The 22,763-nt window shown below is 60.0% G+C and carries 21 protein-coding genes; 12 read left to right on the forward strand and 9 right to left on the reverse strand.

Features of this window, described 5'->3' with window-relative positions; translation table 11 throughout:
* Positions 1-94: 94 nt before the first annotated feature.
* From infC to rplT, 3 genes are all read left to right on the forward strand, one after another.
* The gene (gene infC / locus BQ5379_RS04635) at positions 95-616 is read left to right on the forward strand and encodes a translation initiation factor IF-3 (protein ID WP_071134355.1); all 522 of its coding nucleotides are present in this window, start codon (positions 95-97) and stop codon (positions 614-616) included.
* A 73-nt stretch (positions 617-689) separates the two neighbouring features.
* The gene (gene rpmI / locus BQ5379_RS04640; RefSeq protein WP_027290766.1) at positions 690-884 is read left to right on the forward strand and encodes a 50S ribosomal protein L35; all 195 of its coding nucleotides are present in this window, start codon (positions 690-692) and stop codon (positions 882-884) included.
* A gap of 191 nt (positions 885-1,075) precedes the next feature.
* Positions 1,076-1,420, forward strand: a complete 345-nt coding sequence (gene rplT, locus BQ5379_RS04645) for a 50S ribosomal protein L20 (RefSeq protein ID WP_071134356.1) — start codon at positions 1,076-1,078, stop codon at positions 1,418-1,420.
* Positions 1,421-1,967: 547 nt separating this feature from the next.
* Here rplT and BQ5379_RS04650 read toward each other — a convergent pair.
* Both BQ5379_RS04650 and BQ5379_RS04655 read right to left on the reverse strand, forming a co-directional pair.
* Positions 1,968-2,411 carry an META domain-containing protein gene (locus BQ5379_RS04650; RefSeq protein WP_083377587.1) on the reverse strand — a complete coding sequence of 148 codons (444 nt, stop codon included), beginning with the start codon at positions 2,409-2,411 and terminating at the stop codon, positions 1,968-1,970.
* A complete protein-coding gene (locus BQ5379_RS04655; protein ID WP_159431213.1) occupies positions 2,408-2,884 on the reverse strand; it encodes an META domain-containing protein in 477 nt (158 codons plus the stop codon). Before BQ5379_RS04655 ends, BQ5379_RS04650 begins: the two co-directional genes overlap by 4 nt.
* Before the next feature lie 55 nt (positions 2,885-2,939).
* Here BQ5379_RS04655 and BQ5379_RS04660 point away from each other — a divergent pair, with 55 nt between their 5' ends.
* Together BQ5379_RS04660 and BQ5379_RS04665 are read left to right on the forward strand one after the other, a co-directional pair.
* A complete protein-coding gene (locus tag BQ5379_RS04660; RefSeq protein WP_071134359.1) occupies positions 2,940-3,314 on the forward strand; it encodes a RidA family protein in 375 nt (124 codons plus the stop codon).
* Between the two features lie 272 nt (positions 3,315-3,586).
* The gene (locus BQ5379_RS04665) at positions 3,587-3,985 is read left to right on the forward strand and encodes a thioredoxin family protein (RefSeq protein ID WP_071134360.1); all 399 of its coding nucleotides are present in this window, start codon (positions 3,587-3,589) and stop codon (positions 3,983-3,985) included.
* Positions 3,986-4,261: 276 nt separating this feature from the next.
* On the opposite strand, the gene BQ5379_RS04670 is transcribed toward BQ5379_RS04665, so the two are convergent.
* From BQ5379_RS04670 to aroB, 3 genes are all read right to left on the reverse strand, one after another.
* A complete protein-coding gene (locus tag BQ5379_RS04670; RefSeq protein ID WP_071134361.1) occupies positions 4,262-5,263 on the reverse strand; it encodes a malate dehydrogenase in 1,002 nt (333 codons plus the stop codon).
* 208 nt (positions 5,264-5,471) lie between these two features.
* Positions 5,472-6,500 carry a YeiH family protein gene (locus tag BQ5379_RS04675; RefSeq protein WP_071134362.1) on the reverse strand — a complete coding sequence of 343 codons (1,029 nt, stop codon included), beginning with the start codon at positions 6,498-6,500 and terminating at the stop codon, positions 5,472-5,474.
* Between the two features lie 341 nt (positions 6,501-6,841).
* Positions 6,842-7,900, reverse strand: a complete 1,059-nt coding sequence (gene aroB / locus BQ5379_RS04680; RefSeq protein ID WP_071134363.1) for a 3-dehydroquinate synthase — start codon at positions 7,898-7,900, stop codon at positions 6,842-6,844.
* 30 nt (positions 7,901-7,930) lie between these two features.
* Between aroB and BQ5379_RS04685 the strand changes: the two genes are divergently transcribed.
* The 7 genes from BQ5379_RS04685 to BQ5379_RS04715 all read left to right on the forward strand — a co-directional run bounded on the left by BQ5379_RS04685 (position 7,931) and on the right by BQ5379_RS04715 (position 17,166).
* Positions 7,931-8,737: a DUF4382 domain-containing protein gene (locus BQ5379_RS04685; RefSeq protein ID WP_071134364.1), complete on the forward strand. Its 807-nt coding sequence runs from the start codon at positions 7,931-7,933 to the stop codon at positions 8,735-8,737.
* A gap of 16 nt (positions 8,738-8,753) precedes the next feature.
* Positions 8,754-11,144 carry a translocation and assembly module lipoprotein TamL gene (gene tamL / locus BQ5379_RS04690; protein WP_083377589.1) on the forward strand — a complete coding sequence of 797 codons (2,391 nt, stop codon included), beginning with the start codon at positions 8,754-8,756 and terminating at the stop codon, positions 11,142-11,144.
* A gap of 282 nt (positions 11,145-11,426) precedes the next feature.
* Positions 11,427-12,692, forward strand: coding sequence for a M16 family metallopeptidase (locus BQ5379_RS04695; protein WP_071134365.1), 1,266 nt, complete (start codon positions 11,427-11,429; stop codon positions 12,690-12,692).
* Between the two features lie 282 nt (positions 12,693-12,974).
* Positions 12,975-14,243 (forward strand): M16 family metallopeptidase, encoded by a 1,269-nt coding sequence (locus BQ5379_RS04700; protein WP_071134366.1) that lies wholly within the window; start codon positions 12,975-12,977, stop codon positions 14,241-14,243.
* 32 nt (positions 14,244-14,275) lie between these two features.
* Positions 14,276-15,349 carry a nucleoid-associated protein gene (locus tag BQ5379_RS04705; RefSeq protein WP_071134367.1) on the forward strand — a complete coding sequence of 358 codons (1,074 nt, stop codon included), beginning with the start codon at positions 14,276-14,278 and terminating at the stop codon, positions 15,347-15,349.
* A complete protein-coding gene (locus tag BQ5379_RS04710) occupies positions 15,339-16,361 on the forward strand; it encodes a metallophosphoesterase family protein (protein ID WP_071134368.1) in 1,023 nt (340 codons plus the stop codon). The genes BQ5379_RS04705 and BQ5379_RS04710 overlap by 11 nt, the downstream gene beginning before the upstream one ends.
* Positions 16,362-16,689: 328 nt before the next feature.
* Positions 16,690-17,166, forward strand: a complete 477-nt coding sequence (locus BQ5379_RS04715; RefSeq protein ID WP_083377590.1) for a GNAT family N-acetyltransferase — start codon at positions 16,690-16,692, stop codon at positions 17,164-17,166.
* A 635-nt stretch (positions 17,167-17,801) separates the two neighbouring features.
* Here the strand turns inward: BQ5379_RS04715 and BQ5379_RS04720 are convergent.
* From BQ5379_RS04720 to BQ5379_RS04740, 4 genes are all read right to left on the reverse strand, one after another.
* Positions 17,802-20,114, reverse strand: coding sequence for a hypothetical protein (locus tag BQ5379_RS04720; RefSeq protein WP_071134369.1), 2,313 nt, complete (start codon positions 20,112-20,114; stop codon positions 17,802-17,804).
* Positions 20,083-21,189 (reverse strand): ATP-grasp domain-containing protein, encoded by a 1,107-nt coding sequence (locus tag BQ5379_RS04725; protein WP_071134370.1) that lies wholly within the window; start codon positions 21,187-21,189, stop codon positions 20,083-20,085. Before BQ5379_RS04725 ends, BQ5379_RS04720 begins: the two co-directional genes overlap by 32 nt.
* Before the next feature lie 190 nt (positions 21,190-21,379).
* Positions 21,380-22,258 carry a phosphodiester glycosidase family protein gene (locus BQ5379_RS04735; RefSeq protein WP_071134372.1) on the reverse strand — a complete coding sequence of 293 codons (879 nt, stop codon included), beginning with the start codon at positions 22,256-22,258 and terminating at the stop codon, positions 21,380-21,382.
* Between the two features lies 1 nt (position 22,259).
* Complete coding sequence (locus BQ5379_RS04740; protein ID WP_071134373.1) at positions 22,260-22,622, reverse strand: LytTR family transcriptional regulator DNA-binding domain-containing protein; 363 nt, start codon at positions 22,620-22,622, stop codon at positions 22,260-22,262.
* Between the last annotated feature and the right edge of the window lie 141 nt (positions 22,623-22,763).

Genomic DNA, 22,763 nt, shown 5'->3' on the forward strand with positions numbered 1-22,763 from the left:
GCAACCCGTACATTAACCACACACACTTAAGGAGGACACAGCCATAGCACTACCACCCCGCCCCAAATCGCCGCGCACCCCGTTCCGGGGCCGCGTGCAGAAAGAGAACCCGCACCGCATCAACCGGGAGATCACAGCACCGCAAGTCAGGCTTGTGGGCGATAACATAGAACGGCCGGACATCTACCCGCTGCCCGAAGCACTCCGTATGGCCCAGGAACAGGAACTCGACCTGGTGGAAATCTCCCCCAAAGCCGAGCCTCCGGTATGCCGCATCATCGACTACCAGAAATTCCTCTACCAACAGAAGAAGAAAGCCAAAGAGATTAAAGCCAAATCCGTGAAAGTCGTCGTCAAGGAGATCCGTTTCGGACCCCAGACCGACGACCACGACTACAACTTCAAGCTCAAACACGCCGAAAACTTCCTCAAAGAGGGAGCCAAAGTGAAGGCATACGTCTTCTTCCGCGGTCGCCAGATCGTCTTCAAGGACCAGGGCGAGATACTCCTGCTGCGGTTCATCCAGGACCTCGAAGAGTGGGCCAAAGTAGAACAGATGCCCAAACTCGAAGGCAAACGCATGAGCATCCTGCTGGCTCCGAAGCCGAAGAAGTAGGCCCCGAGACACAACCTCGGCCTGCCCCTACCTGCCAGAACACACTATTAACCAACCTTAAATAATTTCGACCATGCCGAAAATGAAAACCGTCGCCGCCGCCAAAAAGCGTTTCACGCTGACCGGCACCGGCAAAGTGAAGAGGAAACACGCTTTCAAAAGCCACATCCTCACCAAAAAAACGACCAAACAGAAACGCAACCTGACCCACACCGGGACCATGAGCGCTATCGACACGCCCGCAGTAAAACTGATGCTTGTCAAATAACGCCCACACAGGCCGTTTCCCAACCGTCGTAACATCCGCGAGGCCGCTGCTCCCGAAGGCCTCCCAAAACAAAACCCGGGAACAACTACTTTAATTAACAAACCAAGATCGCGCCCGGCAGAACCCCCGTCGGTTCCGTCAAGCGTCCTCCCCCAGCGGAAGACCGCCGGCCGTTCGAAAAACGCATCATTATGCCAAGAAGTGTCAACGCGGTAGCCAGCCGTGCTCGCCGCAAAAAGGTCCTCAAGCTCGCCAAAGGTAACTTCGGTTCGCGCTCGAACGTATGGACCGTAGCCAAAAACACGGTAGAAAAAGGTCTGACCTACGCCTACCGCGACCGTAAAAACAAAAAACGCAATTTCCGCGGCCTCTGGATCCAGCGTATCAACGCTGCTGTCCGTGCCAACGGAATGACCTACTCCGAATTCATGGGTAAAGTCAACGCCAAAGGTATCGCCCTGAACCGCAAAGTTCTGGCCGACCTGGCAATGAACCACCCGGCAGCATTCGCCGAAATTATCAAAACGGTTAAATAGTGACCCAGAGGCCGCGGCAAAACCGCGGCCTCTGCTTTTATCAGGCGGGTCGGATGACATGGGAAATGTCACCCGACCCGCCTGTTTATACCCCTTCAGCACCCATTCCCCTTCCACTCCACCACATTCACCCCCCGCATTTCGCAGCCTAACATCAATCAGCAAGCGTGATACAGTGGCAGTGAGTGTCCATTTCTCCCCATTCTACTGCCTCAACCAACCATACTCAAATCGACAGCGTGACTTACTCAAGTTCTCACCCCCGTTCGATAAGATCCTCCCCTACTACGCTCCCATATATTCACCCTTCATCACACATTCTGCATTCACAGCAAACAACCTCCACAGAGTTTTCGCCCTACCACACTCAACAACACTGAATCTATTACCGTCCTCGAATAAAAAAACCGGTGCTGCACAAACTGCAACACCGGGCTATCATTTACAAATCATTTTCAGTTGTCCAGCCCCATTCGCACCCAGTCGCGTTGACGCAAAACTCACCGCACAAAAGCGACCCAAGCGACAGGCCGGGACAAAACGGGCCCTACTCGGCCGTCTTGGGAACCGCCATCAGCAAGGCTACCAGATCGCCTTCAGCGTTGAGCATCAGGAGCCGTTCGCCCTCGAATTTGAGGCGCTTCACCGTGCTGAGATCACGGGTAAAGCCATCTTCAATCTCCGTATCGGGGCAAAACTTACGCGTTGCACCTACGTTGCTGACATCGATATTGTGGTCCGCGTCTTCAAACAGGCTGTAGCCCGCGAAGAAATTATTACAAGGCGCCTTCCCGTAGATCGTTTTCTTCTCGGCATCGAAGGTCAACGTCACCGTCTTGTCCGACGGCACCGCTTCGCCGCGGAACTCAATCAGTTTCCAGTTGTCATTTTCGAGGTTTCCGATCTTCGGACTACCCTTGCGGCACGAGCAGCAGGAGCTCAGCGCCACGGCGGCAAAAGCTGCGGCTGCCACTGCAAACATCTTTCTCATAGTGTGGTTTTATTATTGTTTTTTTGGGTTTTCGTTGCGGGGACGAACATCAGCAGCACCGTACCCTTGTCGTCCATCAAACGGAGCTGTTCGTCACTCACAGCATAGCGGCGCGCCCGTTTGAGTTGTTCGATATAAAACTGCTCACGTTCGCTGTCGGGACACAAAGATAGCGTTATTCCCTCAATCGTAATTCCGATCTCAGCGACCGAATCGCGACGGCGCGTCATGTATGAACCGTGAAAGTTGTTGCACGAGGTCATGCCGTTGAGTTGTCCGTCGTGCTGGAATTCGATCGAGAGCGGCGAGGCGGCCTTTCCGGCCGAGGGGTTTCCGAACGACACAGTATCGACCACCACCCAGATGTCGCTGTCGAGCACCAGCGACGAATGCGGCACACCACGACACGCTCCCAACGACCCGGCCGCCAGAAGGAGTATTGCTAATCTGATGATATTTCTTTTAATTTGCATAGCGTCAAACTCCGTAATACGCCTTACCAAAATTGATACCAAACACGTCACAAGCATGAAAAAAATTATCGCCACGCCTGAAGCACCGGCCGCCGTCGGCCCGTACAGCCAGGCCATCGAGGCCAACGGAACCCTCTACATATCCGGCCAACTACCGATCGATCCGGCCACCAAGACCATGCCCGAAGGGATCAAAGCCCAGACGGCCCAGAGTCTGAAAAACATCGAAGCCATTCTTCGCGCCGCAGGCTACACCAAGAACGACGTGGTCAAATCGACCGTTCTGCTCGACCGCATCGCCGACTTCAGCGCCATGAACGAGGTGTACGCCGAATTTTACACCGAGAATCCGCCGGCACGCGTCGCCTTCGAAGTTGCCGCACTGCCCATGGGCGCACTGGTCGAAATCGAGACCATCGCCGTCAAGTAACACCCGCGGGGGGCGGCAGCGGCTCCGCCCGAGCGGGCGACAACCGCATCGGTTCGGCCGGAACGTGCTCCACGACGCACGCCCCCAGCCTCGAATGGCCGTGCCATAACGCCCGAGCTACAAACGCCCGCAGTACGAGTGAGTGGTCAGACCACAAACGGCCACCACGAAACCAAACAATTTCCACGTACTTTACCTCTAAAACGGTTCCGTTCCACGAAAACGGAACCGTTTTTGCATATCATGAGGGAGAACCAACAACCCATTCGACGATGAAACTTACGGAACTGACCTATACCGAGTGGATCGAACGGAGCGCCGCTCTGTCTTCGGTCTCTTCTTCAGCCTCTCCCTCCGCCTCTTCCACCCCGGTGCAGGAGCGACCGGTCGTAATCGACTTCTACGTACCGTGGTGCAACCCCTGCAAGGCATTTCGCCCGCTGCTCGAAGAGGCCGCCGAGAGGTATGCCGGACAGGTCGACTTCTATCAGGTCGACATCGACCGCGAGCGACGCATGGCCGTTCTGTTCCGTGTTCGGAATGTTCCCGCGCTGGCCTTTGTTTCCTCCGACGGATCGTACCGCATTGTGGCAGGTGCCATGCCGCCGGCCGAACTACACGAAGCCGTCGAAAAGTTGCTCCACGCCTCCGCCACGCCCACGAGCGAATAATTCTAAACCTCGCCCATACGGGGACGCCTGAGAAGGCTACCGTCGGTAGCCTCTGAGAGTGTTACAGGGCAAGGCAGCCGTCCACGGGAATAGTCGCAATTGGCGCACTTACCCACTCCGGGTTTCCCCTCAGTGTAGATTCCGCATCCTCACTTCGCAAATCCACATCCCGCGCCCTGCGTTAAAAATAAAGATGGAGCGCTCTTCCTCTCGGTTCGGGGAAGAGCGCTCCATGCTTTTCAGTCCATCGGTCCCGGGCGGAGCCGCCGGAAGGGACTATTTCAGATTGGGGTTAACCTGGCTCCACTCCGAGATGGCCGGAATGATACCCATGGCAATCACCTCGTCACGCAGTTTGCAGAGGTGACCGTAGCTCTGGTTCAGCGATTCGGTCTCTTCGGCGGTACCCTGCGGCACTTTGTAATGAACGCCGTCACCGTCGATGGTGGTTTCCATAGCCATCAGAATGTGGTCGTAGGCCCCTTCGGACACATAAACCCCGGCCGGCCAGCGGAAAGGTGCCCCTCCCATCGCGCCGCGGATCATCTCAACCGAAATGTAGGCCGGGCTCTGGAAAGACGAACGGCCGCGCAGGTCGATGATGCGTTTGCCGCCCTGGATCACATGCTGACGGATCGCAGCCCACTGCTCGTCGCTCAGGGCCGGCGTGCCGATCAGGTCAGTCAGCGGTTTGCCGTCGACCTTGGTGGTCGAAGCGAATACGGCCATCTGTTCGCCGTGACCGCCATAGGTACGGGCGTCGGTCACGCGGTCATGCTCGATGCCGAAGTGCTGGGCCAGTGCCGTGCGCAGACGGGTACTGTCGAGTGCGGCCAGGGTGCTCACCTGCGAGGGTTTCAGCCCCGAATAGAGCAGCGTGATGAGACCCGTGATGTCGGCCGGGTTGAAGACAACCACCACGTGTTTCACGTCCGGGCAGTAAGTGCGGATATCTTTCCCGAACTGAGCGGCGATTTCGGCATTGCCTTTGAGCAGGTCTTCGCGGGTCATGCCGGCCTTGCGGGCTGCCCCACCCGACGAAATGATGTATTTGGCACCCTTGAGGGCCTCTTCGATATTGCTCGTCCAGGTCAGGTTGACGCCTTCGAAACCGCAGTGGTACATCTCTTCGGCCATCCCTTCGAGCGCCGGAGCAAAGGGGTCGTATGCACAGATGTTGGGGGTCAGGCCCATCATAATGGCGGTCTGAACCATATTGGAGCCGATCATACCGGCAGCGCCCACGATGGTGAGCTTTTCGTCAGTCAGGAAGTTCATAGCGTTCGTTGTTTATGGTTTGTTTTTTTATGTTTATCTCTTGCTTTGCGGCGAGCCCTGCATCGCGTTTGCCCGCCCATTTACTTCGGCCCAGCGCTGCGCCGAGCACCACCCCCTACACAGGACACTGGTAATTCGGCCCATCCGCCGCCCGATATGTCACCCGGTCAGCCCCAGGCCATCCTTCAGTCCGCCGCCCGGTCAGCCGCTACAGCAGGCACGGAGCGAGGTATTTGGCCAGCAGCCATCCGCCCACCATCAGCCACACGAAGAGGATCGTGGCCAGCAGGAAGGGTTTGAAGCCTGCCTTTTTGAACTTTTCGATGCTCGTTTCGGCACCGAGCGCCGTCATGGCCATCGTCAGCAGGAACACGTCCAGCTGTTTGATGAAGGCGATCACACCGGCCGGGAGCAGCCCCAGCGAGTTGAACCCGATCACTGCCAGGAAACCGATGGCGAACCACGGGATCGAAATCTTGCCCCCCGCATCGGTAGCTCCCACAGTACCTCGTTTCTGCAATTTTCGTGCCCGAACGCGCGCAATGGTGAAACTGATAATCAGCAGCACAGGCACCAGCAGAATCACACGGATCATCTTGACGATGATGGCCGCATCGGAGACCTCCTGTCCCATGGCGTTACCAGCCCCGACCACGTGGGCCACCTCGTGGAGGGTCGAACCGGTGTAGAGCCCCATCTGGGCAGGATCCAGCCCGAGTACACCGCTCCGGTAAAGGGCCGGATAGATGAACATGGCCAGCGTGCCGAAGATCACGACGGTCGAAACGGCCACGGCCGTTTTATAGGGTTTGGTGCGGATCGTAGCTTCGGCACCGAGCACGGCTGCTGCGCCGCAAATGCCGCTGCCGACCGACGTCAGCAGAGCGATACCGCGGTCCATCCGGAGCAGGCGACCGATGAGCACGCCGCCGTAGATGGTCACCGTCACGACGATGGCGTCGATCACGATGGCAGGCAGCCCGACCCGAACGATGTCCTGAAACGTGAGGTTGAAGCCGTAGAGAATAATACCGACCCGCAGCAGCCGTTTAGAACAGAAGAGAATCCCGGGGACCCAGGTGGCGGGCAGCCGGTTCCGGAGGCTGTTGGCGTAGAGCATCCCGAGCACGATCCCGACGATCAGCGGGCTGAGCGAGAGACTGCGGATCACCTCAGTTTCGGCAATCCAGAAAGCGGCACACGAAAAGAGTGCGATCAGCAGCACTCCGTGGAGCATGTTGCCCCTGTTTTCACTTAATTTCATATTCAATCTGTACGGTTATGTTCTAACGTATCTCGTGCGGTTTGTACCTCCCGGTCCAAGGAGGGGGGCCGTCTGAAGATTCCATCCGGCTCCGTCTCCCCGGCGCAATCCGGAGTGCGTTCCGGCTTCTCGGGGAACTTCCGCCCCTGTGATCAAGGAGGTTGTCCATCAACGACCGTACAAAAGAACAAAATCCCGCCTAAAAAGACGGGATTGAAAAAATTATACGTTATAACAAAAAGTTATAACCGACAGATCCGATAAAAACATCTCCGGCGCCCTGCACCGGAATCGCGCCGCATCAGCCGCCCGAATTATAACAGATCGACCACCAGAGCGTCCAGTTCCTCGAGCGACATGCGCCGCCGAACAGCCCGGCCGATACCCTCCATCAGCACGTAGTCGATGTGCGCGGCTTCGCGTTTTTTGTCCGAGGCAACGGCAGCGAGCAGTTGTTCCGGTCGAACTCCGGTCTGCGGATCGACCTCGGTGGGAAGCCCCATGGCTCCGACCACGGCAATCACCCGATCCCGGTCGCCGGCACTCAGGAGCCCCAGTTTGTGCGACACCTTGGCCGCCACACAGAGACCGATCCCGACGGCTTCGCCGTGCAGGTACCGCCCCGTGCACTTCTCGACGGCATGGGCCAGCGTATGCCCCAGGTTGAGCAGTTTGCGTTCGCCGTGTTCCTTTTCGTCGGCCGTCACGACTGCCGCCTTCAGCTCGACGGACGCCACCACGGCCCGATGCAACAGTTCCGGATTGCCCGTGAAGCTCTCGAACGTGTGGTTTTCGAACATTTCGAAAAGGGCGCGGTCGCGGATCAAGCCGCATTTGATGACTTCGGCCAGACCGGCCCGCAGCTCGCGTACGGGCAGGGTGCGGAACATTCCCTGATCGCAAAGCACGAAATCGGGCTGGTTGAAGACGCCGACAATATTTTTATAGCCGTCCAGATTGACGCCGTTCTTACCGCCGACACTGGCATCGACCTGAGCCAGCAGCGAGGTGGCCACGAAGCCGAACCCGCTCACGCCGCGCATGTAGGTCGAAGCGACAAAACCGGTGATGTCGGTGACGATACCGCCCCCGATACCGACCAGATAGCAGCCGCGATCGACCCCCAGCGCCAGCAGTTCGCGGTAGATTTGAGCCACCGTATCGATGGTTTTATGGGTTTCGCCCAGCCCGATCACCACGTGCGGATAACGCCCGATCAGTTCGGGATAGGCCTCAGCCAGATTCGAATCGGTAATCACCACGGGGCGTTTGCCTTCCAGGAGCCCCTCCAGGCGGGCCAAAGCCTCGCCGATCACTACGCGCGACGGAGCCTCAGGCCGTCCGGTGCGCGGTACGAGTATCTCTTGTGTCATAGTCTGACAAAGTTATTAACTTTGCACGATATGGCACGGAACATTTTCAGAACTCTCTATATTCTTTTGCTCAGCCTGGGACTGAGCGCCTGCGACAAGGCCAACGAACAGAACCAGCTGGCCATATACGTTTGCGACAATCCAGCCGCCTACAGCAGCATCAGCCTCTACGTCGACCGGCTCGAAGTGCGCGCCTCGGGCAGCGAAAACTGGACACCGATACCCGTCACCGAGAGCCACATCCCGCTACTGACGCTGGTCAACGGCACCATGCAGGAAATCGGCCGCACGACGCTGCCCGAAGGAACCGCGTATGACGCCATACGCTTCACCTTCTCGACCGAGAACGCCACGGTCACGGCAGGCGGCGCCACCACTCCGCTGAGCATCGACGACGCCGACGCCACGGTGACCGTCTCCTGCCCGGCCTTCACCATGAGCGGTCCGAATACCCCGCTGCTGTTCGACATCGACGCCGCCACCTCGGTCGTCGAAGACGCCTCGGCTGCCGACGGCTACCGATTCCGTCCCCAAATCTCGTATGTAGACACCAACAACTGCGGCGTGGTGCAGGGCGGCCTCCAGATCGGTAACAGCGCCGTCACCACTCCGCTCCTGATCCGCTTCACCGAACAGTCCACCGGTACGGTCAGCACCACCTACTGCTCGACCACCACGGCCGGCGCCTTTTTCAAACGCCTCGCTCCCGGCAGCTACACCATGGAGGTAGTGCCTGCCGAAGACTACGGCATCGCCCCCTACACCACCTCGATTACAATCACCGGCCAACAGGTCACCGACCTGGGAACCATCATCCTCGAAAGCGCCAGCCTCTAACCCCCACCCTCGCCCCATGCGGTCCACACCCCACATACTCGGATGGACAACAGCCCTGCTGACGCTGGTGCTGAGCCTCGCCTCGTGCAACACGATGCGCTACGTGCCGCAGGATCGGGCCCTGCTGCGCCGCAATGTGGTCGAGATCGAAGGCGACCAGCAGAAGACCTCGCGCCGCCAGCGTGTCAGCGCCAAAGACCTGGCCCCCTACGTCCAGCAGCGTCCCAACAACCGACTGCTGGGCATCGGTCTCTACCTGGGCGTGTACAACATCACCGACACCGCCAAGCACAACGGCTGGCAGCGTTTCTGGCGCGACAAGGTGGGCGAAGCCCCCGTGCTGTACGATTCGACACTAGCCGCCCGGTCGAAAGAGATGATGGAGGTATACCTCTCCTCGCGCGGCTACCTCGACGCCACGGTCACCGACACCGTCGAATACCACCCCCGCAAACGCAAAGCCACCGTTCGGTACATAGCCCGCATGGGACGTCCGTTCACCGTCTCCGAGATCCGCTACCGCATCGACGACAAGTTTCTCGAACCGATCATCCTCGAAGACACCGCCTCCAGCCTGCTGCGTACCGGCATGATCTACGACCGCGACCTGTTCGACGCCGAGCGCGACCGGATCAGCAACCGCCTTCAGGACATGGGTTTCTGGAGCTTCAACAAAGGTTACATCACCTACACGGTGGACACGGCCGGCTATGACCACTCCATGCGTCTGACCATGCGCATCCGCAGGCGCGTGGCGCAAGTTACCCCCGACGGGCAGCAGATCCGGGAAAACCACCCCGTCTACCGGCTCAGCCAGATCACCGTCAACACCGAATACGACCCCACCAAAGCCCCCGAAGAGCTGGAACGGATGCCGTGGGACACGCTCAACTACAACGGAATCGACATCCTGTACCTCGACAAACTTCGGCTGAAAGAGCAGATTCTGGTCGGAGCGCTGCGCCTGTCGCCCAACGAACTCTACGACCGAAGCAGCGTCCAGCGCACCTACAACAGCATCCGCAACCTGCAGTACAGTTCGAACATACTCTTCAACGAGCTGCCCGACGACACGCTGCAACCCGTCGAAGTGACCCGTGCCTCGGCCAGCGGAGCCCCCGTCTCGACCACAGAGCGAAACCTCTCGTGCCTGATCCAGTGCACGCCGAACATCCGGCAGAACTTCAATGTGGACGCCGAAATTTCGACTACCGCCGACTACTATTCAATGGCCCTGACCCTCGGGTACCAGAACCGGAACCTGTTCCGCGGCGCCGAGAACTTCACCGTCAACTTCCGCGGCGCCTACGAGCTGATGAAGAACCAGGGCAAACGCAACTCCTACGAATTCGGCGTGAACGTGGGGCTCGACATTCCTCGCTTCCTGCTGCCGATCCGCGCCGACAAGCTGGCCAAGTTCCCGCAGCAAAAGACCAACATCTCCATATCATACGACATCCAGCGTCGCCCGGACTACAACCGTACCATCGCCGGCGGAACGTTCGGTTACTCGTGGTCACTGCGCAACGGCGCCCGGTTCCAGATCAACCCGATCGACATCAACGTCGTGGACGTTCCCTGGATCGATCCCGAATTCAAGAACAGTATCGAAAACCCCTATCTGAAAAACAGCTACGAATCGCAGTTGATCGCCGGGCTGTCGGCCGGTTACTACTACCAAACCAATCCCAACCCCAGCCCGAAGTCCAACAACCTCGCCATCCGCGTGACGGCCGACGTGGATGGGAACCTGCTCCGGCTGCTGACCGGCTGGTTCGGCCGATCGACCACCATCAATGCCGGACAAAGCGATCAGGAGAGCTACTACAAGATTTTCGGCATCCGTTTCGCCCAATACGCCCGGATGAGCTTCGACATCAGCCAGCGCACCAACCTGTCGGCCACGACCCAGTTGGCCTGGAGGTTCCTGATCAGCGGCGGGATTGCCTACGGCAACTCCAAGACCCTGCCGTTCGAACGGCTCTACTTTGCCGGCGGGTCGAACAGCATGCGCGGCTGGCAGGTACGCACCCTCGGCCCCGGCGAGTCGCTCTACAAGAAAGAGACCTACCCGAACCAGCTGGGCGACTTCCGGCTCGAAGCCAACCTGGAGTACCGATTTAACGTGGTGGGTGACTTCGGTATGGCCGTTTTCCTCGACGCCGGCAACATCTGGATGAACTCCAAGGGAGCCGCTCCGGAGGCCCGTTTCAAATTCAACAGCTTCTACAAACAGATCGCCCTGAACACCGGCCTCGGATTCCGCTACGACTTCGGGTTCGTGCTGCTGCGTCTGGACTGGGGGCTGAAGCTCCACAACCCCAACGTCCCGAAAGCCGAACGCTGGACCAGCGGATTCGACATCAAGGAGACCGCCCTCCACTTCGCCATTGGTCTGCCCTTCTAATGCGGCCACCCAGTCACAGAGCCGCCGACGCTTTATAGCCCCCCAGGTACCCCATGGTCGGCACTACACAGTCGGCACCCAACGACCCGCACCATGCGGCGATACCCCCGCACAGTCCCGATTCCCTGCTATATTTCTCCGGACTTTTTCCTGCACCGTTTCCGCAGGCAATCGTCCGCTTCGGTCTTCGCTCCTTTGATAAATACACCGGAGCACAGCACCGAATACCCGACCGTTCGCTCCGTTTCCCATCCCGACAAGAATGCGTATCTTTGGGGCACTATGATCGAATTTCAGAAAAAGACCCTCGCCAACGGACTGACCGTCATCGTCCACGAAGACCCCTCGACCCCCATGGTCGCAGTCAACGTGCTCTACAAGGTGGGTGCACGCAACGAAGACTACGACCACACCGGGTTTGCCCACCTGTTCGAACACCTGATGTTCGGCGGATCGGTCAACATACCCAGCTACGACGAGCCCGTCCAGCTGGCCGGCGGCGAAAACAACGCCTTCACCAACAACGACTATACGAACTACTACCTGGCCCTGCCGCGGGAGAACATCGAGACCGCCCTCTGGCTCGAAAGCGACCGGATGCTGTCGCTCGCCTTCAACGAGCGGAGCCTCGAAGTACAGCGCAAAGTGGTGATCGAAGAGTTCGCCCAACGCTACCTCAACCAGCCCTACGGCGACATCTGGCTGCTGCTGCGTCCGCTGGCCTACGAACGCCACCCCTACCGGTGGGCCACCATCGGCCGCGACATCGACCACATCCGCAACGCCACCATGGAGCAGGTGCGCGCCTTCTTCAGCCGCTACTACAAGCCCAGCAACGCCATCCTGTCGATCGCCGGCGACATCCCCGCCCGGCGCGTCTTCGACCTGGTCGAAAAGTGGTTCGGTCCGCTGCCCGGCGGCACCCCGCCCCGGGACAAGATCCCCGCAGAGCCAGTCCAGACGGCCCCGCGACGCCTCGAAGTACGCCGTCCGGTGCCCGCTTCGGTCATCTACATCGCCTTCCACACCGGACCCCGAATGAGCCGCGAGGTGACCGTCTGCGACGTGATCTCCGACCTGCTCAGCAACGGCACCTCGAGCCGTCTCTACCAGCGGCTGGTCAAGGAGAACCCGCTCTTTTCGAACGTGAACGCCTACATCTCGGGCGACGTCGATCCCGGGCTGTTCCTCGTGACTGGTCACGTCATGGAGGGCACCTCGCTCGAGACGGCTGAAGCCGCCCTCTGGAACGAACTCGAACGGATGAAAAACGAGCCCGTCGGCGACTATGAGCTCGAGAAGGTCAAAAACAAGTTCGAAGCCAACAACGTTTTCGGCGAGATCAACGTGCTGAACAAGGCGATGAACCTGGCCTACTTCGAGATGCTCGGCGACGCCGCCCTGATCAACGACGAAGTGGCTCAGCACAATTCCGTGACCCGGGACGAGATACAGGAGGTTTCGCGCCGCATTTTCCGCCCCGAGAACAGTTCGACCCTGCTCTACATCGCCGATCCCGAGGCTCCCGACACCGCCCCGACCGAATAGCATTACCACCCGCCGTGCAACCGTACGGCACCACACGCAGCCCGTTCGACGACCGATCCGCGGCAGACATTCCGCCACCAGCCGATCGCCAGCCAACCGCCGGAACCCGCACCGCACAAGTGGCCGGGAGACCCCGTTCACACAAGTCGCCGAAACCCGGCCCTCACCGGCCGTCTCCAGCCACCCGACGACGTAACACCAGCCACCCGACGCGACACCGGCCGGACACACCGCGCCTCCGCTTACCCGGCCGCACCCAACCACCACACAAACCGACCCTATATGTTAGACCGCACCATACAGCCCCCCTTCCAGCTGCCCGACCGGCTCACCATTCCCGCCGCCCGGCAGACCACCCTGCAGAACGGCATCCGTTTCTGGACCATCGATGCCGGCACCCAGCCGCTCGTCCGGCTGAGCCTTGTCTTCAACGCCGGCACCCGCTACCAGCCCGCTCCGTTTGCCGCCTCGGCCACCCTCAACCTGATGAGCGAAGGGACCGCCCGCCACACCGCCGCCCAGATTGCCGAACTCTTCGACTTCTACGGCATCTACTACGACACCTCGATCGACCGCGACTACTCGGTGCTGACCGTCAGCTGTCTGAGCCGTTTTCTGGACACAACGCTCGAACTGCTCGACGAGATTCTGTTCGGGCCCCTCTTCCCCGACCACGAACTCGAGCTCTACGCCTCGAAACGGAAACAGCAGCTCACCATCGAACGCGAAAAGCCCTCCTACCAGGCCCGCGAGCTCTTCTCCGAGGCGCTCTTCGGACGCGAACACCCCTACGGCCGGGTGGCTGCCGCAGCCGAATACGACCAACTCACCACCGACACCCTGCGCACCTTCTACTCCGGTTACTACACCGCCGGCAACCTCTTTGCCGTGGCCTCCGGCGCGATCACTCCGCAGGCAGCCCGCTCACTGGAGAAGTTTCTCGGCCGCATCCCCGTGGCCGCACCGCCGGCCGACCCCGGCATCCCGCCGACCAGTTCCACCCCGCTGATCCGCACCCGGCGGGACGGCGCACTGCAATCCTCGATCCGCATCGGCAAGGTGCTCTTCCCCAAAGGACACCCCGACTTCAACGCGCTTCAGGTGGCCGCCACCGTGCTGGGCGGTTACTTCGGGTCGCGACTGGTGAAAAACCTCCGCGAAGAGAAGGGCTACACCTACGGCATCTACTCGGCCATGCTGAACATGCAGCACTCCGGCTACTTTGCCATCGCCACCGACGTGACGGCCGCTGCCACCGATGACGCCGTGGCCGAGATCCTGCGCGAAATCGAACGGCTGCGCACCGAACCGATCCCCGCGACCGAGCTGGAGATGGTCCGCAACATCATTGCCGGCGAGATGATGCGCATCCTCGACGGACCGTTCGGCATTGCCGACGTGACGATCGAAAACGTGCAGTGCGGCACCACGAACGACGCCGTGACCGCCTTCTTCAACGAGATGCGCACCGTCACCCCCGAACGTCTCCAGCAGGTGGCCCGCGAGTGGCTCGACCCCGCCACCCTCTCGACCGTCATCGTCGGCGCCTGACCCCATCCCCTCCAATCAACGCCCCACACATCATGATCTACTGCGACGAAGCGACCCTCGAACTGATAGCCCTGCACCACGTGGGCAACCGCGCCAACGACGACGGCATCCGCCTCTCGGACCGGCTGCTCGACGTGAGCGACACCGTGCTGCGGCTGCTGTCCACCTACTTCACCACCCCCTTCACGCGGGAGGGAACCGTGGCGGCCAACGAATACTACCGTCTCTACCACGACAGCGACCTGTCGCTCAACGAAGTCTACGCCTACGCGAGCCAGATTTTCGACGCCGCGCCCGATCGGCTCGACACGCAGTTTCTCGACCGTTCGGTCGCCCTGGCCCGCCACCTCTACGAACAGAGCGGCCATCCCAAGATCAAAGGCGGCGAATTTTACGTCGCCCTGCTGCGCAACTGTGTCGTGGACGGCGAGACGGTCGATGCGCTGGGGCTGTTCAAGTCCGAGAACAAGGAGACCTTCCTGCGCGTATGGCCCCAGGGCGACGGATTCGAAATCGACAGCGAGCAGGGGATCGACATCCACCGGCTCGACAAAGGATGCCTGATTTTCAACACCGAACGCGAGAACGGTTACCTGGTGGCTGTGGTGGACAACACCAACCGCACCGAAGCGCGCTACTGGATCGACGAGTTTCTACACCTGCGCCAGCGGCAGGACGACTACTACCAGACGGCCGCTACGCTGGCCCTGTGCAAAAGTTTCGTCACGCGCCAGCTGCCCCAGGAGTACGAAGTGACCAAAGCCGACCAGGCCGACCTGCTCAACAAATCGGTCGCCTACTTCAAAGAGAACGAGGCGTTCGATCTGGGGAGTTTCGCCGCCGAGGTGATGGAACAGCCCGAAGTGATCGACAGCTTCCGCAACTACAAGGCCGACTACGAGAAGCAGCACGACATCGAGATCGCCGAACAGTTCGACATCTCGACCCCAGCCGTGAAGCGCCAGTCGCGCAACATCAAGAACGTCATCAAACTCGACAAGAATTTCCACATCTACGTCCACGGCGACCGTCAGCTGATCCGCAAAGGATTTGACGAAGCCACCGGCATGCACTACTACCAACTCTTTTTCAACGATGAAGCATAACCCGCCATTCGCCCCCCTGACTCTGTTTATCCTCAGCCTGCTGACCACCGTCGGCAGCCTTACTCCGGTTCACGCCAGCGGACGCCGCCCGCTGGCCAACGTCACCTACGTTCCCTCCACCGGACAGATCGAATATTTTCTCCGCAAAGGCCCGGAGCGTCCGTTCCGCGTACTGTTTCTGGCCGACCTGCACTTCACGGTCGAAGACCGCCGCGGACTGCCCTATATCGACTACACGCGTCGCATGGGCGGTTCGGCCGTCGAACCCGAGAACTACGGCCGCACGAACGGTCGTGAGAGCGGTCTGCTGAGCGCCCTCGAACAGGCCCGCACCGACAGTGTCGATCTGGTGATCCTCGGCGGCGACATCCTCAACTTCCCGTCACAAGCCTCCGTCGAGTGGATCACCCGCACGATGGACAGCAGCGGGCTGGAGTGGTGCTACATCGCCGGGAACCACGACTGGCACTACGAAGGCGAGCCCGGAAAGGCCGACGACCAACGCGACCGATGGACCCGGAGCAACCTCGCGCCGCTCTACCAGGGAGCCGATCCGATGGGGTACTCGCGAGTGGTCAACGGCGTCAATTTCCTGATGATCGACAACTCGACCAACGAAATTCTCCCCCAGCAGCTGGCCCTGCTGAAACGCGAGCTGCGTCGCGGCCTGCCGATCGTGCTGTGCGTCCACGTACCGCTCTACATGCCCGGCACCAACATCGACTACAGCTGCGGCAGTCCGGAATGGAACCAGGCCAACGACATCTACTACGAGATCGAGCGTCGCGAGCCGTGGCCCGCCGAAGGCCATACGGCCACGACTTACGAATTCTGCCGCACCATTTGGGAGTCGCCGCAGGTGATCGGCATCCTGGCCGGCCACACCCACGAACAGGCCATCGGCTTCCGCAACGACAACCCCCAGTTCGTACCCGCCGCAGCCTATCAGGGAGCCACCCTTCGGCTCCACTTCCAGCCGGCTCCGACCCGACAGCCCGCCCCCGCACGATAATCCGCCCCGACCCGGTAGCGGCACCGTACCATCTCCGCTCCGGCAACAGGTGCTTGTACGGCGATCCGGGCCGTCCGCAACGGCCCCAAGCACGTTCCCGCTTCGATACCCGGCACCTGTTCCGGCCCCGCACCCGACATGCGAAGCGTTCGACGCCTGCCTTCTTCGGCCTGCCGGGAATCGTCTGAGGTTCCGCCGCCTGCCTGCCGGACGCAGAGGAACATGATCCTTTGACACACGCCTGATAAGATAAAGAGATTACGGGGATGCCTCGGACAAATTCGGACCTGCCCGCAATCGTCGTTTTCTACCACCACCGCCCCCACCGATGCCCATTCCTGCACCACACACCACCCGGCAAGACTACACCGTCGAGATCATCGCCGATCCGCAACACAAACGTGCCCACCTGGAGCTGTTGCTGCTGGCTGATCCGGAGATCGGGATGGTGGAGCGCTACCTCGACCGCAGCGAGATGCTCGTCTGGCGCGCCTCCGACGGGACCGTCATCGGCGAGGCCGTCGTAGCGCCCGACGGAGAGATCAAGAACCTGGCCGTCGTTCCCGCGCGGCAGCGGCAGGGCTGGGGACGCGTCCTGCTGGAAGAGCTCTGCCGCCACTATCGCGGACGGTTCGAGGCACTGACCGTCGGTACCAGCAACTGCGGCATCCCGTTCTACGAACGGTGCGGATTCCGCTACTGGCGGACCCTGCCCCGTTTTTTCGCCGACCACTACGCGGAGCCCGTCATCGACGAAGACGGCAGCCGCTGCATCGACATGCACCTGTTGCGCCGCCCCCTCTGAAAACCAGTCTCCCGACCCGGTCCCTCCCGCTTTCTCCGGGTTTTCCTCCACCGCCCATACCCTTCGACTGCCCCATACTCTCCGTCTCCCCCATATCTTCCGCCTCTCCATACCCACCGACTACTCGATACTCCCCGTACCTGATTCGCCGGTCAGCCTTCTTCGGTCTTCATCGTCCCACACCCTCACCCTGCAACAAAAACATCCGGCACCTCACGGATTTCTCCGCCCGGCACCGGATGTCACCACTACTCAATACATTCGAATAATTCATAAACCGACGCAATCCGCAGTTCGGCCGCCATCGCCAGCCGTCGGCACCTCAGCCGTCGGGTTGCTGTCCCCGAACGGCCTAGCATTCGCGCCGAAGCCCAACGATACTCCGCTCACCCAACTCCGATCACTGACGGTGATCCATAATCCTTTTACATCGCCGGCTCACTCACCCGGCTTCATAACTTGTCCCCCGATACCGCATGCGGAGAGATAGAGATACAGGACGCAGACTCTCCTCCGCAAAACCGTCACTACCGCAGTACCGACACGGGTGCCACCCCCGCACGGGCCAAGATCATTCTTCAATAGATTTTTCAAATTTTCAACCGGCAGCGGGGACCATTCCCCGCGCCTGTATGCTATTCGCCGGTCTTCTCAATATACATTCGATAGTTGTCGCAGACCGATGCGAAGTACTCTTCAGCCTTCGTCTCCGAGAAACGTCGCTGCAGAGAGTCACGCAACTGCTCATATTGCGTTTTTCTCGGTTCCGTTTTGTACAACCATTGGGTCTGCGTCCCGGCGAGAGCCGCGAGAGCCATCTGACACCGAGCCTGCAACTCCGGATTCCGACTCGAATCCCGCAGCCGCTGCCAAATATCGGTACACTTCGCCTCGTACCGCACAACAGGCGAAGTGTCCCTACCCAGCACAATCCATGCACTCCTGTGGTAGGCGGTCAGTGCCCAGCACCGTTCGAAGGAGTTGCAGATCCCCGTCGCATAGCGGAAGGACGCCTCTTCGCTGCGGACCGGATCGTCCGAACGCATCTTCTCCTCCAATTCGCACATCCGCGTGGCGAAGTTCAGTTTATAGTCGAAATCGTCCTGCAAATCGTGACCGGCACGCACCCATGACTCTTCGAAGGGGTCGCGCCACATGTAGACATCCGTATTGAGCCTCCGCTGATAACCAGCCGACACCCGGGCCAGATATTTCCGTGCCTGCGGGTAATCCATCTCACGCAGGCAGCGCGTCCCGATCAGGTCGTACAGATAATCGGTATCGACATAGACCCGATCCCGCAGAAAACGCTCGAACGCCGATCCGCCCCGTTTGCCCACCAACATCTCCACATGGGCAATCAGTTCACGCAGCGGAACGGTATCCATCAGACGGAAATAGTCGTTGGAGTAGTCAAACGAATTACACTGGCGCCAATCTTCCTGCCCCGCCGGCACATAAGGGTACACCATATCGCGCGAGCCGAACACCAAATCCCGGGGATACCCAAAACACCCGTGCACACAAGATTCCTGCTCCCGCATCCGCAGGAGTACCGACAACCGGTTGTCGCCATAGTTGGCGGCCAATAGCGCCAGCGACAGATTTCCCTGCTGCACGCTGCGCGGCACGATAACCGCCAGCATGATCTTGCGGATCATGTCGTTCGGATAGAAACAGCTCTGATTCGAGCTCATCCCGCTAAACAGAGCCAACGTATCCACCCCGCGCCGGATACCGTCGGCCATACGCTTCTCGATCCACTCCAGCTGTTTGCGCAACCGTTTTTCGTAAGCCGCATTGTAGGTCGCCGTTTGGGCCTCCAGATAGATGTCGAGCATCCGGATGCTCTCCTCCACCAGTTCGTTGCGTTCCATGCGTTCGGTTTGGGCGAGCAACCGTCTGGCCTCCTTCGGGTCACCCATCATCTCGGTCAGATAAGCCGCAGCATACTGCCATACGACCGGTTCGGCCACCCGGTTCTCCCCGACCACCCGCAGCGCAAACTGTTTCAGCCGCTCACACTCCACGCGCGTAGCCGAATCCAGTTCATAGGGACGCCCCCAGTCCAAGCGCGTTTCGAGGCCATCCTCCCACGACGTAATCAGTCGCTGCAGTTTCCGGGTGAGTTCGGCAGCCCGAGGGTAGTAATTGTAGATACACTCCATCTGCTCCACCGCAGACCGGGCGGGATAACGCTCGCCCAGACACCAGGCCGCATTGTCCACATCGTCGCATTCGATATACAGCGCCGCCGCCCGATCCGCATCGCGCAGCCGGAAACAGGCCCCGGCCGCATAGCTTCCCGTCATGTTGCGAATCACCGACGGGTGCATCGTCCCGGATTCGCGATTCCAGAGCGTCACACACTCGTCGTAACGCCCCATCGAGAAGAGCGCCCGCATGGCCTGCAACAGGTAACGGTCGCGAAAACGCGTCCGGCGCGGAGCCATCGCCACCCGGTAGATCGAATCCAGCGCTCCGTGCAGTTCGTCCTGCCCGTCGGGATAGTACCACGGGTCCTGCATCTGCCACCGCACCGCCTCACACTGTTTGGCCAGGATGAGCAGGTCGAGGGCATCCGTATCGCGGTTGTGCACGAGCCACTGGGCAAAGCTGTTCCTGTCGCGCGCACTCTCGCCCGCAGCGGCATGCGCCCGGAGCCGCCGCATCTGATCGACCGAATACTTGAACACCACCCGGGCAATCGCCTCGACCGGCAGGGTGTCGCACGTCTGCCGCTGCCACAGTTCGCAGTTCCAGTCGTTGTTCAGTTTGGGACGCCCGTTCACGCGGTCGCCGATCCACATCGTATCGACCCCGAACGGCTGGATACGGAACGTGCGATAGCCGCGCGGAAAAAACGTTGACCCGATGCAGGCGGCAGCCTCCCACACTCCGGCCAGCAACAGCAGACTAACGAAGAGAATAGAGCGAATCGATTTCATGTGCGGTATATTTTTCGAGGTTGTTTTTTTCCAGATGATAGAGCACCACGGAGGCCGATCCCGGCCGACGTTTGGCCTCAACGGCCCGTTTCACGGCACGGACCAACTCGAAGGGGGCCGTTTCCAGCCGCAACACGTCGCCGGCCCGGAGCTGTTTTTCAACGATGTAGTGGTCCCGTACCACACGGTAATTATTGTCGCCAATCGGTTCGTAGAGCGACCGGTCGGAGCACTCCGTGAGCCGGACCAGCGCCCGGAACTTGCCGTCGCGGAACCACACGGCCCAGCCGAACGTGGGATAGGCATAGTCGAGCGGCAGGGCATACCGGGGCAGGTAGTCGAGATAGGGTCGAATGCGTTCCAGATCGATGATGGAGTTCCGCTCGTCGGGATGGAGGACATTTCCGGTGTTGTAACACATCAGCATGCCGCGATCGACCGGAGGCAACGAAGCGGTCAGCTGCCACAGCCGGATGGTGGCCGAAAGGGCGATGCCCTCGGAGGCAAAGAGCGAACGAACCTCCCGCAGAAACTGAAAATAGGGCGTTTGGGTGGACTCAGTCCAGTCGCAGTCAATCTGGACCTCGTGCACGTTCCGAATCCCGTTGGTGCGGATCATCCGCTGCAATCGGTCGGCCACCCGACGCGCATACTCGACAACCTTGCCGGAGGAGACAATCGTGCGGAACGCTTCGATGGTGATATAGACCGTCGGCACGATCTCCAGCGTGGAATCGGGCCGCTGGCGGAAAATAGCCGTGGCAATGGGAATGACCGGCTGCTCGCCGTCGTCATCGAAATTGCGATCGACATCGAAAAAACGGATGTAGAGCCGCCGGACCTGATGGTCCCGCAGAAATTCGGTCTCTTCGGCCGAGGGATCGAAGACCGTCCGCCAGTAATAGATTCCGTTCGCGGGCCGATGTTCCGCCACTGCGCGAAGAGCCGCGCTGTCGGCGCTCAGGGTATCGCGTCCTGCGCTCCCGGAAGAGCCGGAGAAGCAACCGGTCGAACCAAAACCGGCCACGACCGCCAGCACAGCGAGTGAATGGAATAAACGGGAAAAATGCCTCATGGATGCTTTGCTTTTTAGGGGTGTTTCTTGAGAGCAAAGCTCCAAAAAAGAGTTCGTACCGCCTCGCGTTTCGGGCGCGGCTGTACGAACTCAATCGGATGAGGTATGAAATGAAGATCGGGATGCGATTACCTACTCCGCACAGAGGCGGAAAAGCACCCGACAAGGGGGGAATGACCGGGGAGCACCGTTAGCGGCTCCGCCAAACGATATAGCTGGTGTTGGCCGGCAGATCGCTGTTCTCGATGCCGAACTCGTGGCGCCTGCCGTCACGGTCGACGGCCCAACCGTAGGCCGTACTGCCCACCAGATAGATGGCGTTCCGGAAACCGAGGTCGGCCAACGCCTGCGCGAAATCGTGAAACGACTCGGCCGAACGGCTTTCGACCATCACGATCTCACCCCGCCGTTCACCGATGGCACGACGAATGGCCTTCCCTTTGGGTTTGTTTTCGACCGGCTGACCGTTATCCACCAGCGGATACTGCCGGAAAAAACAGCCCCCGCGTTCGAGCGCCTCGTCGAAGAGGGGCGTATCAGGACTGACCCCGATCTCGATGCGATCGTCAAAAATAGCGCAATAGCCCTGTTTGGAGAGGGCACGGGCCAGTTGCTCGCCCCGCAGAATAAATGCACCGATAATTTCGCCGCGGGTACCGACATCGGCCGCCTGGGCCACAAAGACAATGGTTGAATCCTGCCGGTCGGGCAGCCCGAGCTCCAGGGTGGGCCAGGCGTGGTGGGGCGTGTAGAGGTAGAGCGGCACATCGTTGACGGTCTCTTCGGTTATGACCACATAACCGGCCGTATCGGACGACTGTTGCGCGGGAGCGGGGATCCGGTCGGGTGTCGAGAGCACGGGGGTCACCTCGCGTTCGGGCTGCGGTTCACCTTCGGCGCGTCCGAGCAGATAGGCCGCCGCGGCGACCAGCACGACAAACAGCACGGCTGCCGCCACAACGGGCCACTTTCCGAGCCGGCCGAAACGTCCGTTCCGGTCCGGGGCACCGGGCCGGTCGTTGCCGATGATCCGGATTTCGTCGTCACGTATCTCATTTTCAGTTTTCATGCTATCGGCCCTCCTTTTCGATCAACTCCTTCAACTGTTTGAGCGCCTCGCGCGATGCGCTGACGGTGTAGTTCACCGAGCAGGCGTCCGAGAGCGTAAGGCGCTGTTTGGGGACGTTGATGTAATAGATGTAGTTACGATTGATGATCAGGCACTTCCCGATTCGGATAAAGTGATTGCCTGCGACTCCGAGCTGCTCGGCGATCATCTTTTCGATCTGCCCGAGCTGGAACGTGAGCAGACGGGTTTCGCCGTCGGCCTGGATGAGCGTGGAGTAGTTGCCGTCGGAAGAGATGTACACGATCCGCTCCGGGGCAATACGCACCAGATCGTTCGTCGTACTTATAATCAGATACTTTTCCATTCGCGGAGCACGCTATCCGAAAACAAAGATAATGGGATTTGCCGATGGCCCGACCTTTTCCGGAGCCGGAATGTATGAACTTCGGGGTGGAGTGTATGAAATTTCGGCCCTCTGTAGGAGTTCTCCCCACCGGCCGGAGAA

Origin of the sequence: Millionella massiliensis, assembly GCF_900104655.1 — a bacterium.
GTDB classification, from domain to species: domain Bacteria; phylum Bacteroidota; class Bacteroidia; order Bacteroidales; family Rikenellaceae; genus Rikenella; species Rikenella massiliensis.

Bases quoted from the DNA above. Each gene is read 5' to 3' on its own strand.
- BQ5379_RS04670 (WP_071134361.1), bottom strand. From the start codon at position 5,263: ATGAACTTCCTGACTGACGAAAAGCTCACCATCGTGGGCGCTGCCGGT.
- BQ5379_RS04715 (WP_083377590.1), top strand. From the start codon at position 16,690: ATGCCCATTCCTGCACCACACACCACCCGGCAAGACTACACCGTCGAG.
- rpmI (WP_027290766.1), top strand. From the start codon at position 690: ATGCCGAAAATGAAAACCGTCGCCGCCGCCAAAAAGCGTTTCACGCTG.
- BQ5379_RS04720 (WP_071134369.1), bottom strand. From the start codon at position 20,114: ATGAAATCGATTCGCTCTATTCTCTTCGTTAGTCTGCTGTTGCTGGCC.
- BQ5379_RS04675 (WP_071134362.1), bottom strand. From the start codon at position 6,500: ATGCTCCACGGAGTGCTGCTGATCGCACTCTTTTCGTGTGCCGCTTTC.
- rplT (WP_071134356.1), top strand. From the start codon at position 1,076: ATGCCAAGAAGTGTCAACGCGGTAGCCAGCCGTGCTCGCCGCAAAAAG.
- BQ5379_RS04725 (WP_071134370.1), bottom strand. From the start codon at position 21,189: ATGAGGCATTTTTCCCGTTTATTCCATTCACTCGCTGTGCTGGCGGTC.
- BQ5379_RS04705 (WP_071134367.1), top strand. From the start codon at position 14,276: ATGATCTACTGCGACGAAGCGACCCTCGAACTGATAGCCCTGCACCAC.
- BQ5379_RS04650 (WP_083377587.1), bottom strand. From the start codon at position 2,411: ATGAGAAAGATGTTTGCAGTGGCAGCCGCAGCTTTTGCCGCCGTGGCG.
- BQ5379_RS04740 (WP_071134373.1), bottom strand. From the start codon at position 22,622: ATGGAAAAGTATCTGATTATAAGTACGACGAACGATCTGGTGCGTATT.
- BQ5379_RS04665 (WP_071134360.1), top strand. From the start codon at position 3,587: ATGAAACTTACGGAACTGACCTATACCGAGTGGATCGAACGGAGCGCC.
- BQ5379_RS04685 (WP_071134364.1), top strand. From the start codon at position 7,931: ATGGCACGGAACATTTTCAGAACTCTCTATATTCTTTTGCTCAGCCTG.
- BQ5379_RS04655 (WP_159431213.1), bottom strand. From the start codon at position 2,884: ATGCAAATTAAAAGAAATATCATCAGATTAGCAATACTCCTTCTGGCG.
- BQ5379_RS04700 (WP_071134366.1), top strand. From the start codon at position 12,975: ATGTTAGACCGCACCATACAGCCCCCCTTCCAGCTGCCCGACCGGCTC.
- BQ5379_RS04710 (WP_071134368.1), top strand. From the start codon at position 15,339: ATGAAGCATAACCCGCCATTCGCCCCCCTGACTCTGTTTATCCTCAGC.
- tamL (WP_083377589.1), top strand. From the start codon at position 8,754: ATGCGGTCCACACCCCACATACTCGGATGGACAACAGCCCTGCTGACG.
- aroB (WP_071134363.1), bottom strand. From the start codon at position 7,900: ATGACACAAGAGATACTCGTACCGCGCACCGGACGGCCTGAGGCTCCG.
- BQ5379_RS04695 (WP_071134365.1), top strand. From the start codon at position 11,427: ATGATCGAATTTCAGAAAAAGACCCTCGCCAACGGACTGACCGTCATC.
- BQ5379_RS04660 (WP_071134359.1), top strand. From the start codon at position 2,940: ATGAAAAAAATTATCGCCACGCCTGAAGCACCGGCCGCCGTCGGCCCG.
- BQ5379_RS04735 (WP_071134372.1), bottom strand. From the start codon at position 22,258: ATGAAAACTGAAAATGAGATACGTGACGACGAAATCCGGATCATCGGC.